This window comes from Arthrobacter sp. Y3225209 (genome assembly GCF_059090685.1).
Window position 1 is genome coordinate 39,353 of sequence record NZ_JBNHFW010000014.1, and the last position, 15,407, is coordinate 54,759.

Consider the following 15,407-nt stretch of genomic DNA (forward strand, 5'->3'; position numbering starts at 1 on the left):
ATCGAAGAGTGCATGATCCCGTGAAAGACTCCCTCGTAGACACGCTGGTGGATGACCGCTACTTCGTCAGGTCACTGATCGCGCGCGGCGGCATGTCCAGCGTCTACCTCGCCACCGACCGCCGGCTGGACCGCGACGTAGCGCTGAAAGTGCTGTTCCCGCATCTGGCCGCCGACCGTGGTTTCCTGCGGCGTTTCGAGAGCGAAGCCAAGTCCGCGGCACGCCTTTCGCACCCCCATGTGGTGGGCGTGCTGGATCAGGGCATTACCGACTCCCTCGCCTATCTGGTGATGGAGTATGTTCCCGGACGGACCCTTCGTGGGCTGCTGGACGAGCGCCATGCCCTGTCTCCCCGGCTTGCGCTGGCACTGATGGACGCGGTGGTCGAGGGCCTGGCCGCGGCCCACGACGCCGGGCTGGTCCACCGTGACGTCAAACCCGAGAACGTGCTGCTGGCAGACAACGGCCGGATTAAGATCGCCGACTTTGGCCTGGCCCGCGCCGTCTCAACCAGCACCAACACCGGAACCCTGGTCGGAACCGTCGCCTACCTCGCCCCGGAGCTGGTGACCGGCGACGGCGGAGATGAACGCAGCGACGTCTATTCAGCCGGCATCCTGCTTTATGAAATGCTGACCGGACGCCAGCCCTTCACCGGCGACTCACCCATCCAGGTCGCCTTTGCCCACGTGCACTCGGCAGTGCCGGCCCCCTCCACCCTGTGCCCCGGCCTCGCAGAGGACCTGGACGAGCTGGTGCGCTGGTGCACGGCACGGGACCCCGAAGAACGTCCGGTCAACGGGCGTGCGCTGCTGGGTGAGCTCCGGCATATCCGCACCACCCTCACTGACGAGGAACTGGACTTCCGGTGCACCACCGGTTCCGCGTCCGGTGACATGCCCACAGAGGCTCTTTCCCGCTCCGGAGCCGCTGCCGGTGCCACGGAGGTCATTGGGGCATCCGATCCCACCAGCATCATTGACGCCTCCGCCCTGGACCAGGATCCCCACGGTTCCGATACCGGGCGGGACGCGAACCACACCGAAGTGCTCAGCCGCAGCGAACACGCCACCACGGTTTTCCCCGGCGGACTCGGAACGGCCGGCGATGACGGAGACGGCGCTGCGGACGGTTATCCTCACGACGGCTTTGAGGATGGTGAGGACGATGAGGGCGACGACGGCACCGGTAATGAGCAGGCAGGCACCCGTGCGCAGCGCCGGCTCGCCAGGCGCGCTGACCGCAACCGGCTCCGCGACAGTGACCGCCAGGCACACCGGCCGCAGGTAGGTCTGCGCAGCGGCAGGAGCGGGCGCCGGGGAGTGCTGCTGGCCCTGCTGCTGACGGTGCTGCTTTGCGCTGCGGCCTTTGCCGGCTGGTTCTTCGGCGCCGGCCCGGGCGCGCTGGTGTCCATTCCCGATGTCAGCAATGCCTCCGTTGACGAGGCAGGCGACCAGCTCGGCGGCGCCGGCCTGAACTTCACCACCACCGAGGTCTATGACGAAGTAGTCGCCGCCGGATTCGCCGTCGGCACCGACCCGGCAGCTCCCGGGGAAGTCCGCCGCTACCGGCCCGTCACACTGCTGGTGTCCAAAGGGCCCCAGCTCTTCGCGGTACCCAACATCGTCCAGCGCAGCCTGGATGCCGCGGAATCGGACCTGGCAGACGCCGAACTGGCCCTCGGTGGCGTCACGGAAGAATACAGCGAAACAGTATCCGCCGGTGCGATTATCAGCCAGCGGCCCACCCCGGACACCATGCTCCGGCTCGGTGCCACGGTGGATGTCACGGTCTCCAAGGGCCCGGCCCCCGTGGAGGTTCCGTCGGTGACCGGTCAGAGCGAGGAAGCCGCGGTCAAGGCCATTGAGGATTCAGGCCTCACGGCCGCCGTTGCCCCGGATAAGGTCAACAGCGCCACTGTGCCGGCCGGCGCCGTCGTTTCCCAGACTCCCGAAGCCGGCCTGCTCGAGAGGGGCCAGACCGTGACCCTGACCATCTCGCTGGGACCGCGGATGGTCGAAGTGCCGAACTATGTGGGCCGCCGTGCCGAAGAAGCACGGGCGGACCTCGAAGGCCGGGGATTCAATGTGCAGGTGGAAAACCTGCTCGGCGGCCTCCTGGGCCTGGTCCGGGACCAGGACCCCGGCGCCGGAACGGCACCCGAAGGGTCCACCGTGATCCTCAAGGTCGTCTAGCGCCTGCGCCCGGACAAACACACCAAACAGGCAAAGCAACCGGACAGGCAAACAGGCCGGACAGACAAGGGAGGGCTGCAGGAGATCCGGGATCTCCTGCAGCCCTCCCTTGCAGTTTTTGAAACTAGCTCCGGCGCGAAAGAGCTCCGGCAACCAGGAACGCCATTTCCAGGGACTGCATGTGGTTCAGGCGCGGATCGCAGACCGATTCGTAGCCCTCGACAAAGGCATCCTGATCAACCGGATCTGCTCCGCCGAGGCACTCGGCTACGTCGTCACCGGTCATTTCCACGTGCAGTCCGCCGGGGAAGGTGCCCAGCGAATCATGCACTTCAAAGAAGCCGCGGACTTCGTCCATAACGTCATCGAAGTTCCTGGTCTTGTAGCCGTTCGGTGACGTCACGGTATTTCCGTGCATCGGATCGGTTACCCACAGGACCTTCGCGCCGGACGCGGTGACCTTCTCCACCAGCGGGGGCAGCTTCTCCCGGATGTTGTTGGCTCCCATCCGGGTGATAAAGGTCAGCCGGCCCGGTTCACGGTTCGGATCCAGCTTGTCAATCAGGGCAAGGGCATCCTCGGGGCTGGTCTTGGGGCCAAGCTTCACGCCAATGGGATTGCGCACCTTGGAGAGGAAGTCCACATGGGCGGCGTCAAGATCCCTCGTCCGCTCCCCGATCCAGAGGAAGTGCCCGGAGGTGTCGTAGGGCTGGCCGGTGCGGGAATCCACGCGGGTCAGGGCGCGCTCGTAATCCAACAGCAGCGCTTCATGGCTGGCAAAGAACTCCACCCGTTTCAGGGCCTCGAAGTCTGCGCCGCAGGCATCCATAAAGCGGACGGCCCGGTCAATCTCGCGAGCCAGGGACTCGTACCGGGAGTGCGCAGGGTTTGAGGTGAACCCCTTGTTCCAGTGGTGCACCAGCCGCAGGTCGGCAAACCCGCCCTGGGTAAAGGCGCGGATCAGGTTCAACGTGGAAGCGGAGGTGTGGTACGCCCGCACCATCCGGGCCGGGTTGTGCCGGCGGGACTCCGGGGTGAACTCGAAGCCGTTGACCATATCGCCGCGGTAGGCAGGCAGGGTGACACCGTTGCGGGTTTCGTCATTGGATGAGCGGGGCTTGGCGAACTGGCCAGCCATCCGGCCCATCTTGATCACCGGCACCGAGGCGCCGTAGGTGAGCACCACAGCCATCTGCAGCAGCGTGCGCACACGGGCACTGATCTTGTCCGCAGTGGCGGCCTCGAAGGTCTCGGCGCAGTCCCCGCCCTGGAGGAGGAATGCCTTGCCCTGCGCGGCCTCGGCCAGACGGGAACGGAGCACGTCCACTTCACCGGCAAAGACCAGCGGCGGGACCATGGAAAGTTCCGCGATTGCCGCGCTATACCCGGGATCGTCCTGCCAGGTGGGCTGCTGGGCAATAGGCAGGGAACGCCAGTTATCCAGTTCCGGATGGCTGGCAGCAGTAGCGGCCGCACCGGAGAGCGTGGTTGGAAGGGAATCGCTGTTTACGGGTGTGTTGGTCACGGCTTAAGCCTACTGGCTGCCCGCCCGGAACAAATAAGCGCGTCATATTCGCCGGATGCCGTGCAACGTAAACAGGGCCGGGAAGAACAGGACTATGCCGAGTGCGGCCTGCGGCCCTGTTCAGCGGGTGCGCTGCCGTTGTCGGCGCCGGAGGCCCCGTCCGCACCGGACGTCTTGTCCGCACCGGAGCCGGTGATGTCCGCGGCGAGCTGGGATGTACGGCGCTTTCCGGCACGCGCACCGCGTGCTGCCTTCTTTCCCTTACGGTCCGCCGTCACGTCTTTAGGCGCCTCATCCGAACCGGCGGCCTTGGACCCGATCACGGTTACCGTGCCGGGCAGCTTTTCGCCGTCCTCCACGGGCACATCGCCGGCGGAAGTGTCCTGAGTGGTACGGGCGTCGGTTCCCGCCGGAGCAGTCCCGAGACGGACCGCGGCGCCGCGGGCCTCGGCAGCCTTGCCGCCTTTCCGTGCGGCGTTCTTTTCCTTGACGGTGCTGGCGTATACGTCTACGTATTCCTGGCCGGACAGGCGCATGAGTTCATACATGATCTCGTCGGTTACCGAACGCTGGATGAAGCGGTCATTCTCCAGCCCGGCATACCGGGAGAAATCCAGCGGCTCGCCGACAATGATGCCGATACGACGGATGTTGGGGATCCGGCGTCCAATCGGCTGGACCTTATCGGTACCGATCATGGCAACCGGGATCACCGGGACACCGGTGGAGAGGACCAGCTTGGCCACCCCGGTTTTGCCGCGGTAGAGGCGTCCGTCAGGGCTGCGCGTGCCCTCGGGGTAGATACCCAGCAGTCCGCCGTTTTCCAGCACGTCTACCCCGGCTTTCAGGGAGCTCGCGGAGGCTGCACCACCGGAACGGTCCATGGGCAGCTGGTTGGCGAGCCGGAAGAACGCCGCAGTGAGCTTGCCCTTGATGCCCTTGCCGTTGAAGTAGTCGCTCTTCGCCAGGAAGCTCACCGGGCGGGGCACAGCCAGCGGCAGGAAGATCGAGTCGGAGAAGGAGAGGTGGTTACTCACCAGGACTGCCGGACCGGACTCGGGAATGTTGTTCATCCCCTTCACCCAGGGCCTGAAGAGAAGATTTACCACCGGCCCGATGAATATCGTCTTCATCACCCAATAGAACACGCGGCCTGATCTCCCGTCCGGACAAACAAAACTAGGGAACCTGTTGGTTCCGCAGACTCTACTGTATGCGGGCTGCGCGCCGCAGGTGAATTTCCGGCGTGCGCGCCCCCTAATAGTTTGCTCCCTGCGGGGTGGAAAATGCTCCCCGCAATGCAACCATAGAGATATGACTTCCCTCCCGGGCGCTGACGCCTTTCACTATGCGGGACACGGCCCCAATGCCGGCGTGGGCGTGCTCCTGAGCCACGGCTTCACCGGCTCCCCGGTGAGCCTGGCCGCCTGGGCCCGGCACCTGGCGGATCAGGGCTACGCGGTCAGTCTGCCACTGCTGCCCGGACACGGCACCACCTGGCAGGAACTGGCACGGACACCCTGGCAGCGGTGGTACGGGGAATATGAGCAGGCCTACTACTCCCTGCGGGAGCGGACCGGAACCGTCGTTGCGGCAGGACTGTCAATGGGAGGCGCGCTGGCACTGCGGCTGGCCGCGAAGCAACCGGTGGCGGGCGTCGTCGTCGTTAACCCCGGCCTGACCATCGGCGACCCGCGGGCACGCTATTCGGGGCTGCTCAAATACGTGCTCCGATCCGTTCCGGCCATCGGCAACGACATCCGGCTGGAGGGGCAGGACGAAGGGGCATACCCGCGGACTCCGGTAGCGGCAGTACAGCAGTTGGGACGGCTTTTCCGCGACACCGCTGCTTCGCTGCCGGAGGTGACCGCACCGGTCCTCGCCTTCCGGTCCCGGGTGGATGCGATTGTCCCCGAGTCCAGCATGGATGTGCTGCGCGCCGGGCTTGTCAACGCGGACCTTGAGGTGGTTCCGCTGGAGAACAGCTACCACGTGGCCACCATGGATCATGATGCGCCGCTGATCTTCGAACAGTCCCAGAGTTTCATCCAACGGGTGAGCACCGGAGTCCGCTCATGAGCGACCGCGAACCGGAGCACAATGAATCCACCGACGAGGAAGTCTGGCGGGACCTGGTCGCCCGGCTGGAGCACATGGATGCCGGCGAAACCAGCCGCGACGGCGGCGACCGGGAATCCCCTGCTCCGCAGGAGGACCCCGGCCCCGGACAACAGGCCGGCGTTCCCGGTCCGGGCCCGGCCGGCTCACCCGCCGAGCGGACCCGGGCCATCTTCGAGAACCAGCCGCTCCCGATGACCGGCCCGCGGGACTACGCGGCGCCGGAGGAGGACGAGGACGACGGCGGGTTCACTCCCCCGGAACCACCACCCCTGGGCAGCGGCGAACCGCTGGTGGTGCTGGCCTGGATCGGCGCACTGGGCGGGCCGCTGATGCTTCTGCTATTCGCGATGCTCTGGCGCGGGGCGCCGCTGGCCGTTGTGCTGGGGACCATCGCCGTCTTCGCCGGCTCGGCGGCGTACCTGCTGTTCCGGCTCCCCTCGCATCGCGACGAGAACGACGACGGCGCCGAGGTCTAGGCGGTCCGGCCGGGTCCGCGTCCGGCCTAGCGGCGTGTGGCGATCCGCGAGAGGTCCGCGGCACCGATCATTCCTGCTGCCGGACCCATCGCGGCGCGTTCCATCCTCGCTGCGGGCCGGAAACCCCGGCCGGTCAGGTTCCGGGCAAAGGATCGGCGTGCAGGTTCAAGGAGCAGATCCCCGGCGTCGCTCAGTCCGCCGCCAATAACGAACATTCCCGGGTCCAGGGCGGCTGCCAGGTTCGCCAGGCCAAGTCCCAGCCATTGGCCCACCTCATCCAGCAGCTCAATGCTCGCCGCATCACCTTCCAATGCCAGGCGGGTCACTACGGCCCCCGTCACCGCGTCCGTATTGCCGTCCACGGCACGGAGAAGCTCCTGCGCCACCGGTGAGTTGGCGGCCGCAAGTTCACGTGCCTCCCTGCCCAGCGCGTTGCCCGAGGCGTACTGCTCCCAGCAGCCGCGGTTTCCGCATTCGCAGCGGTGCCCGCCCGGCATGATGATCTGGTGGCCAAACTCCCCCGCCACCCCAAACCGGCCGCGCTCCAGCCGCCCGTCCAGCACCATGGCACCGCCGATCCCTGTTCCCAGGGTCACGCAGACCAGCCGGGACTCACCGGCACCCGCACCGAAGCGGTACTCCGCCCAGGCAGCACCGTCGGCGTCGTTGACAAGGAAAACCCGGCGGCGCAGCAGCCGCTCGAGATTCTCGCGCAGCGGCTCATTGCGCCAGGCCAGGTGCGGGCTGAACAGGACCGTGCTGCCGGCCAGATCCATCCAGCCGGCCGCGCCGATGCCCACCGACCATACGTGGTGCTCCGCGGAGAGTTCACGGACCAGGTCCACAATCACGGCCTCGACCTCCCGGGGGTCATGACCGGGAGTGGAGCGGCGTGCCTGTTTCAGGACTCTGCCGTTCCCGTCCACCAGGCCGGCCGCTACCTTGGTTCCGCCGATGTCGATGCCGATGGCCAGGCCGCGCCGCCGCATCCGGTTGTGCAGCCGCATGGGCCGGCCGCCCCGGAAGGGCTCGGCAGGGCCGAGACGGCGCTGCAGGGGTGTGGGAACGGAACGGGGCACGGAAACTGGCGTTAAGGGAGGCATCAGAAACCTATTCTAAGGAAACAGCAAGAGCGGTGACGCAAAAGTTATAGATCCGCAAGGTTACCGACGGGTACAAGAGTGTGATCTAGGTTATAGGCTGGCAGTGCCTACGGGCCCACCCGGATATCAAAGGAGCTATCGTGCGAGAATTCAGCGTTCCCGTCCTAGCGGAATCCCCGCCGCAGACAAACATCACCAACATGCTGCTGGACCAGGCAGCAAAGCCGAGCAATCCGGCACTTTTTGCCGTACGGGACGGGCAGGGTGAGTGGCAGCGGATCAGCGCCACGGAGTTCACCAAGGATGTCAGCGCCCTCGCGAAGGGCTTTATGGCCTCCGGCGTGAAGGCAGGCGACCGGGTCGCCATTATGTCCCGCACCCGGTACGAGTGGACCCTGGTGGACTTCGCCCTCTGGTTCGCCGGAGCCGTCTCCGTTCCGGTGTACGAGACCTCCTCCCCTTCACAGGTCGCCTGGATCCTCAGCGACTCCGGTGCCGTCGGCATTGTGGTGGAGGCTCCGCGGCACGAGAACATTGTCCGTCAGGCTGCAGCAGACGAGGACCTCTCAGGGGTTGCCAACGTCTGGCAGATCGACGGCGGCGGCCTCGACACACTGCGGACTGCAGGCGCCTCGATCAGTGACGAGGATCTCGACGCCCGGCGGGCCACGGCCCACATGGATGACCTCGCCACCATCATCTACACCTCCGGCACCACGGGTAAGCCCAAGGGCTGCGAGCTCACGCACGGCAACTTCGTGAACCTGTCCAAAAACTCCGAGCTCGCCGAGCCCGAAGTGGCCCGCGAAGGGTCCCAGACCATCATGTTCCTCCCGCTGGCACACGTGCTGGCCCGGTTCATTTCGGTGCTTAGCGTGGCCACCGGCGCCACGGTGGCGCATACACCGGACGTCAAGAACCTGCTCCCCGATCTGCAGAGTTTCAAACCGACCTTCATCCTGGTGGTCCCCCGCGTACTGGAAAAGGTCTTCAACGCCTCCATGCTCAAGGCCGAGGACGGCGGCAAGGGCAAGATCTTCCATGCCGGCGTTGCCACCGCCGTGGAATGGTCCAAGGCCAAGCAGGAAGGAAAGGTGCCGCTGGGCCTGAAGCTCAAGCACGCCCTGTTCGACCGGCTGCTGTACGGAAAGATCCGCGAGGCCATGGGCGGCCGGGTGGAGTACGCCGTCTCCGGCGGAGCGCCCCTGGGTGAGCGTCTGGGACACTTCTTCCATGGCATCGGGCTGCTGGTCCTGGAAGGCTACGGCCTCACCGAGACCACTGCCCCGCTGACTACCAACACCCCGCAGCTGGTCAAGCTGGGCACGGTGGGTGCCCCGCTTCCCGGCAACAGTGTCCGGATCGCCGACGACGGTGAGATCCTCGCCAAGGGCATCAGCGTTATGAAGGGCTACTACAAGCGCCCCGACCTCATGGGTGAAACCTTCACCGACGGCTGGTTCCACACCGGCGATATCGGCGAGCTTGATGCCGACGGCTTCCTGAAGATCACCGGCCGCAAGAAGGAAATCATCGTGACGGCCGGCGGCAAGAACGTAGTGCCGTCCCAGCTGGAGGATTCCATCCGGTCCAGCGCCATCGTCTCCCAGTGTGTGGTGGTGGGCGATGCCAAGCCGTTCATCTCCGCACTGATCACCATCGATGAAGAGGCGCTTCCGGGCTGGCTGGAGCGGAACAAGCTGCGCGCCGGCATGACGGTGAGCGAGGTTGCCGCCACTGACGAACTGCAGACGGAACTGCAGGGCATTGTGGACCGGGCCAACAAGAAGGTCTCCCAGGCTGAGGCCATCAAGGTCTTCCGGGTAGTGCCCACCGACTTCACCGAGACCAGCGGGCACCTGACCCCGTCCCTGAAGATCAAGCGCGCCCAGGTGCTGCGGGACTTCTCGGAGGTCATCGACGACATCTACAGCGGTCAGCGCGTCTGATCCTGCACGGCTTGAAGCCGGGCAGCGGCCCCTCGACTAGAGGCGGTTCCTGCCCGGCTTTTCCGTTGTCTTCAGGGACAGCAAGGCGTTTTCCACTACCTCGGTCAGTGCCGGGTGAATCCAGTACTGGCCCCGGGCCATGGTGGCCGCATCCAGACCGAACTCCATAGCCTGGATGAGCGGCTGGATCAGCATGGACGCCTCATGGCCCATGATGTGCGCGCCGAGCAGGCGTCCGCTCTCCTTCTCCGCCAGCAGTTTCACGAAACCGGTGGAGTCCTCCATGGCCCAGCCATACGCCGTCGAGCCGTATTCCTGCACGGCCAGCGCCAGTTCCACGCCGCGGGCCTCAGTATCGGTGCAGGCCTCTTCCTCCGTCATTCCCACACTGGCAATCTGCGGGCTGCTGAAGACGGCGGCCGGGACAAAGCGGTGATCCGCCTTCCGCAGGTCATCCGGATGGACCAGGTTATGTGAAACCACCCGTGCCTCGTGGTTGGCAACGTGCTTGAGCTGGTAGTCGCTGCTGACATCCCCCAGCGCCCAGACACCGGGGACCGGGGCGCCGGAGGACAGCACCCGGCCGTACCCGTCCACGGCCAGCCGGCCGTCCTTCCGGGTATCAAAACCGGCTGCAGCTACGTCCAGGCGGTCCGTATTCGGCACCCGTCCGGTGGCTGCAAGCACCAGGTCCACGTCGAGTTCCTGCGTTCCTGCCGGCCCGGAAAGCACCACGTGCACGGAACCGTCAGCGTTTTCCTTGAGCGAGTCCACCGTGGTGTTCAACTGCAGGTTCCACTGCTTGGCCGCTTCGGCGGTGAAGCGCTCGGATACTGTCTCGTCCAGCGAACGCAGCATCGCCCCCGAACGGACTGCAACGGTCACCTCCGTACCGAAGGCAGCGAAGACGAACCCGAACTCCGCGGCGATGTACCCGCCGCCGATGATGAGCACCCGGCGTGGCAGCTCATCCACGCGCATGACGGTATCGGAGGTGTGCACCTGTGGCAGGTCCATGCCCGGGGTGTCGGGCAGGACCGGGCGTGAGCCGGCAGCCACCACTATCTGATCGGCGGTGATTTTCTCACCGGTAGCGGTGACCAGGGAATGCGGCGAAGTGAAGCGGACGTATTCGCTGTACAGCGTGACGTTCTCCAGCTCTTCGGCCCGGTAACGCCTGCCACCCTCCGAGATGGCGTCTATGCGGGTAAAAATCCGGTCCCGGATATCACGCCAGCGCACCCCGGCCAGCGGCGCATCCACGCCCAGCCGGGCGCCGTCGCTCACGGCGGCCGCCAGCTGGGCGGGATACACAAACATCTTGGTGGGAATGCACCCGACGTTCAGGCAGGTACCCCCGAACGTTCCTCCGTCGATGACCGCCACCCGCTTACCGTCCCAGTCAGGGGTGATCAGTGAATTGCCGGAGCCTGAGCCGATGATGGCGAGATCAAAATGGGTCACGCCATCAGTCTACTCAGCCTGGGGATTTCACTTAGGGGTGATCACCAGCAGCAAATCACCGCCCTGGACCTGTTCCACCTGCGAAATGGCCACCCGTTCGATGGTGCCGGCGATCGGTGCCGTAATGGAGGCCTCCATCTTCATGGCCTCAATGGTGGCAACCGTCTCACCCGCAGCAACTTCGGTGCCCTCCTTGACCGTGACAGTCACCGCGCCGGCGAACGGCGCTGCGACATGTCCGGGCTCGGCCGGATCCGCCCGCTCCGCTGATTTCTCCGAGGTCTCAATGCTGCGGTCCCGCACCAGGACCGGGCGCATCTGCCCGTTCAGCGTGGTCATGACCGTCCGCATTCCCTTCTCATCCGGTTCAGATACGGCGTCGAGCGTGGCTATCAGGCGCACGCCCTTTTCGAGTTCAATAACGTGCTCTTCCCCACGGCGCAGCCCGTACAGGTAGTCACGTGTTTCCAGCACGGACACGTCGCCGTAGGTTTCCCGGACAGTGGCGAACTCCTTGGCGGGGCCGGCGAAAAGCAGGCGGTTGAGCGTTTCCTGCCGGGTTGCCGAATCCGCGTTCAGTCCCGCCCTGTCCACCTCGGTGAGTTCGACGTCGCGTGCCCTGACCTTCCGGCCCTGCAGCGCCTTGGTCCGGAAGGGTTCCGGCCAGCCTCCGGGAGGGTCGCCCAGTTCGCCGCTCAGGAAGCCGATCACCGAATCGGGAATGTCGTAATTCTGCGGGTTCTCTTCAAAGTCCTCCGGGGAGACGTTCGATCCGACCAGCTGCAGGGCCAGATCCCCCACTACCTTCGAGGAGGGCGTGACCTTCACCAGGCGGCCGAGAATGCGGTCCGCGGCAGTGTACATATCCTCGATGGCTTCGAACCGCTCCCCCAGTCCCAGGGCAATGGCCTGCTGGCGGAGGTTGGACAGCTGGCCGCCGGGGATTTCGTGCCGGTACACCCGCCCGGTGGGGCCGGCCAGACCGGACTCGAAGGGTGAGTACACCCGGCGGACGGCTTCCCAGTACGGTTCCAAGGCGCCCACCGCGTCCAGGCTGATACCGGTGTCCCTGTCGGTATTGGTCAGTGATGCCACCAGCGAGGACATGGAGGGCTGGCTGGTGGTTCCGGCCAGCGGGGCGCTGGCCACGTCCACGGCGTCCACCCCGGCGTCCGCTGCCGCCAGCAGGGTGGCCAGCTGGCCGCCTGCGGTGTCATGGGTATGCAGGTGTACCGGCAGGTCAAAGCGTTCCCGCAGGGCGGAGACAAGCTTGGCGGCAGCAGCCGGGCGCAGCAGGCCGGCCATGTCCTTGATAGCCAGGATGTGGGCGCCGGCGTCGACCATACGCTGGGCCAGATCCAGGTAGTAGTCCAGCGTGTAGAGCTCTTCCTTGGGGTCCAGAAGGTCACCGGTGTAGCAGAGGGCAACCTCGGCTACCGCGGTTCCCGTGTTCCGCACCGCCCGGATGGCCGGTTCCATCTGCGAGACGTCATTAAGTGCATCGAAGATCCGGAAGATATCAACACCGGTGGCGGCTGCCTCTTCCACGAATGCCTCGGTGACTTCCGTGGGGTAGGGCGTGTAGCCCACCGTGTTCCGTCCGCGCAGCAGCATCTGGATGCAGACGTTGGGCAGTTCGTGGCGCAGCGCGGCCAAACGTTCCCATGGGTCTTCGCCGAGGAAGCGGAGCGCAACATCGTAAGTGGCACCGCCCCAGGCTTCCACGGAGAACAGTTCGGGCGTCAGCGCAGCTACCGCCGGAGCTGCTGCAGTCAGGTCCCGGGTACGGACCCGCGTGGCGAGCAGGGACTGGTGGGCGTCCCGGAACGTGGTGTCCGTGACCGCCAGGGCGGTGCGCTGCCGAAGGTCTGCGGCGAAGCCTTCCGGCCCCAGTTCAAGCAGCCGCTGCCGTGAGCCCGGCCGTGCTTCCGGCAGGTCGGCGGGAAGCTTCTCCGCCGGGTCGCTGTGCAGCACTGCTTCTCCATGCGGCTTATTAACTGTGACGTCAGCAAGCCAGTTCAGCAGCTTGGTACCGCGATCTGCTGAACCGCGGGCATTAAGCAGTTCCGGGCGCTCCTCGATGAAGGACGTCGCCACATCTCCGGCGACAAAGTCCGGATCATCCAGCACGGCCTGCAGGAAGGAGATATTGGTGGCGACACCGCGGATCCGGAACTCCGCAAGTGCCCGGCGGGCACGGTTCACGGCCACCGGGTAGGTCCGGCCACGGCACGTCAGTTTCACCAGCATGGAGTCAAAGTGCGGGCTGATTTCCGCGCCGGCGTATACGGTGCCGCCGTCGAGCCGCACCCCGGCGCCACCGGCTGAGCGGTAGGCGCTGATCCGGCCGACGTCGGGCCGGAACCCGTTGGCGGGGTCCTCGGTGGTGATGCGGCACTGCAGGGCGGCCCCGCGGATCTGCAGCTCATCCTGGAACAGGCCCAGATCAGCCAGCGTTTCCCCGGCTGCGATGCGCAGCTGGGACTGGACAATATCGACGTCGGTGATTTCCTCGGTGACGGTGTGTTCCACCTGCACGCGCGGGTTCATTTCAATGAACACGTGCTGGCCGGCCCGCTCGCCCACCGTATCCACGAGGAACTCCACGGTGCCCGCATTCACGTATTTCAGCGCCTTGGCGAACTTCACCGCATCCCGGTACAGAGCCTGGCGGATGTTCTCATCCAGGTTCGGTGCGGGGGCAATTTCCACCACCTTCTGGTGCCGGCGCTGCAGTGAGCAGTCCCGCTCGAACAGGTGCACGATGTTGCCTTCAGCATCCGCGAGGATCTGAACCTCAATGTGCCGGGGCCGAAGGACTGCCTGCTCGAGGAACACCGTGGGGTCGCCGAAGGCGGTTTCCGCCTCCCGCATCGCCGCGGCGAGGGCTTCGGGCAGCTTGTCCTTGCTGTCCACCCGCCGCATGCCGCGTCCGCCGCCGCCGGCCACGGCCTTGACGAAGATCGGGAAACCGATGGCGTCAGCCTCCGCCAGCAGCTCGTCGGGGTCTGCGCTCGGCGCCGTGGACCGCAGAACCGGGATGCCGGCTTCCCTGGCGGCGTTCAGCGCGTGCACCTTATGCCCGGCCAGCTCCAGAATGTCCGCCGCCGGCCCCACAAAGGTGATGCCGGCGTCGGCTGCAGCCCGGGCCAGATGCGAGTTCTCGGACAGGAAGCCGTACCCGGGATAGATCGCGTCGCAGCCGGATTCCTTGGCCACCCGGATGATTTCATCCACATCCAGGTACGCCCGGACCGGGTGGCCCTCCTCGCCGATCAGGTAGGCCTCGTCGGCCTTCTGCCGGTGAATGGAGTTCCGGTCCTCGTGGGGAAACACGGCCACCGTCTTCGCACCGAGCTCATACGCGGCACGGAACGCCCGAATGGCGATTTCGCCCCGGTTCGCTACCAATATCTTCGAGAACATGGGTCTCCTGCATCGTTGCGGTGGGGCACCAGGACAGTACCGCCATTAACGGATTTTACCCACGGCAGTTGCGGGCAAGCGTGAAAAATACCGGCTGCAGCCGGTAGGCGCAGCACGGAACCGCCGTGGTGGATATCACAGTGTGCCACCAGTGTAAGCGCCACCCCTGCAAAAGGGCGCTGCCAAGGTAACAGGCGTCCGTCACATAGAATGAGGGTGCAGCCTCCAGTGATCCCTAGACACGTTAGGTTTTGGTTCAACAAGTGCAAGTAGTGAGCATCAGCAGCCTGAAGGGCGGCGTCGGTAAAACCTCCGTCACGCTGGGCCTGGCATCCGCCGCGCTGGCCGCAGGCATTCCGACGCTCGTCGTGGACCTGGACCCGCATGCAGATGCGACCACCGGCCTGGGTGTCAGCGCCGGCAGCCAGCTTGGCATCGGCGAAATGCTTCGCAACCCCCGCCGGGTGCAGCTGGCCGACCAGGTGGTACCCAGCGGCTGGGTGGAAAACGCCCGCCGGCTCGCCAAGAACCCGGCGGACCGGAAACCTGTCCTGGACGTGGCCATGGGTTCCGCCTACTCGGGGATCTATGACCGCCCCGACCTCGGCAAACGCGACCTTCGGCGCCTGACCAACCTGCTGTCCCGGGTCACCGGCTACGGCCTGGTCCTGATCGACTGCCCGCCGTCCCTGAACGGCCTGACCCGGATGGCGTGGACGGCCAGCAACCGCGTCCTGCTAGTTGCCGAGCCCGGCCTCTTCTCAGTAGCCGGCACCGAACGGACCATGCGTGCCCTGGACCTGTTCAGGGAAGAGTTCGCACCGAATCTGGCCCCCGCTGGCATCATCGCCAACCGGGTCCGGCCCAGTTCCAACGAGCATGTGTTCCGCCTGGCCGAGATGAAGCAGATGTTCGGCGATCTCCTGCTGAGCCCGACCATCGCCGAACAGGCCAACTGGCAGCAGATCCAGGGTGCCGCGCATTCGGTCCACCACTGGCCGGGCGAATCCGCCAAGCAGGCTGCGGGTACTTTTGATGCCCTGGTCAAGAACCTGATGGATACCGGCAGCGTGCGCAACCGTGTGATGCGCCGGCCCGTGGGCTAACAGCTGCGCAGACTGACAAAAAGGAAGGGCACCCCGCGGGGT

9 protein-coding genes and 1 pseudogene are annotated in these 15,407 nt (G+C 65.7%); 5 read left to right on the plus strand and 5 right to left on the minus strand.

Going from position 1 to position 15,407, the window contains the following annotated elements:
- The first annotated feature begins 8 nt into the window (after positions 1 to 8).
- Positions 9 to 2,195, plus strand: a complete 2,187-nt coding sequence (locus AC5RVB_RS09500) for a Stk1 family PASTA domain-containing Ser/Thr kinase (protein ID WP_494142566.1) — start codon at positions 9 to 11, stop codon at positions 2,193 to 2,195.
- 124 nt (positions 2,196 to 2,319) lie between these two features.
- Here AC5RVB_RS09500 and AC5RVB_RS09505 read toward each other — a convergent pair whose 3' ends face one another.
- Together AC5RVB_RS09505 and AC5RVB_RS09510 are read right to left on the minus strand one after the other, a co-directional pair.
- Positions 2,320 to 3,720, minus strand: coding sequence for a class II 3-deoxy-7-phosphoheptulonate synthase (locus AC5RVB_RS09505; protein ID WP_227928052.1), 1,401 nt, complete (start codon positions 3,718 to 3,720; stop codon positions 2,320 to 2,322).
- Between the two features lie 467 nt (positions 3,721 to 4,187).
- Positions 4,188 to 4,868: pseudogene (locus AC5RVB_RS09510) on the minus strand (lysophospholipid acyltransferase family protein); the annotation flags it as partial.
- A gap of 166 nt (positions 4,869 to 5,034) precedes the next feature.
- On the opposite strand from AC5RVB_RS09510, the gene AC5RVB_RS09515 reads away from it, so the two are divergent.
- Both AC5RVB_RS09515 and AC5RVB_RS09520 read left to right on the plus strand, forming a co-directional pair.
- Positions 5,035 to 5,799, plus strand: coding sequence for an alpha/beta hydrolase (locus tag AC5RVB_RS09515; RefSeq protein WP_494142567.1), 765 nt, complete (start codon positions 5,035 to 5,037; stop codon positions 5,797 to 5,799).
- Positions 5,796 to 6,317: a hypothetical protein gene (locus AC5RVB_RS09520; protein ID WP_494142568.1), complete on the plus strand. Its 522-nt coding sequence runs from the start codon at positions 5,796 to 5,798 to the stop codon at positions 6,315 to 6,317. Before AC5RVB_RS09515 ends, AC5RVB_RS09520 begins: the two co-directional genes overlap by 4 nt.
- 26 nt (positions 6,318 to 6,343) lie before the next feature.
- Here the strand turns inward: AC5RVB_RS09520 and AC5RVB_RS09525 are convergent, their stop codons facing one another.
- Positions 6,344 to 7,324 carry an ROK family glucokinase gene (locus AC5RVB_RS09525; protein WP_227902349.1) on the minus strand — a complete coding sequence of 327 codons (981 nt, stop codon included), beginning with the start codon at positions 7,322 to 7,324 and terminating at the stop codon, positions 6,344 to 6,346.
- 236 nt (positions 7,325 to 7,560) lie between these two features.
- Between AC5RVB_RS09525 and AC5RVB_RS09530 the strand changes: the two genes are divergently transcribed.
- Positions 7,561 to 9,369, plus strand: a complete 1,809-nt coding sequence (locus AC5RVB_RS09530; RefSeq protein WP_227902313.1) for an AMP-dependent synthetase/ligase — start codon at positions 7,561 to 7,563, stop codon at positions 9,367 to 9,369.
- A gap of 36 nt (positions 9,370 to 9,405) precedes the next feature.
- Here AC5RVB_RS09530 and AC5RVB_RS09535 read toward each other — a convergent pair whose 3' ends face one another.
- Positions 9,406 to 10,833 carry a mycothione reductase gene (locus AC5RVB_RS09535; protein WP_494142569.1) on the minus strand — a complete coding sequence of 476 codons (1,428 nt, stop codon included), beginning with the start codon at positions 10,831 to 10,833 and terminating at the stop codon, positions 9,406 to 9,408.
- Positions 10,834 to 10,860: 27 nt separating this feature from the next.
- A complete protein-coding gene (locus tag AC5RVB_RS09540) occupies positions 10,861 to 14,259 on the minus strand; it encodes a pyruvate carboxylase (protein ID WP_494142570.1) in 3,399 nt (1,132 codons plus the stop codon).
- A gap of 263 nt (positions 14,260 to 14,522) precedes the next feature.
- Between AC5RVB_RS09540 and AC5RVB_RS09545 the strand changes: the two genes are divergently transcribed.
- Positions 14,523 to 15,365: a ParA family protein gene (locus tag AC5RVB_RS09545; RefSeq protein WP_494142571.1), complete on the plus strand. Its 843-nt coding sequence runs from the start codon at positions 14,523 to 14,525 to the stop codon at positions 15,363 to 15,365.
- Positions 15,366 to 15,407: the final 42 nt, after the last annotated feature.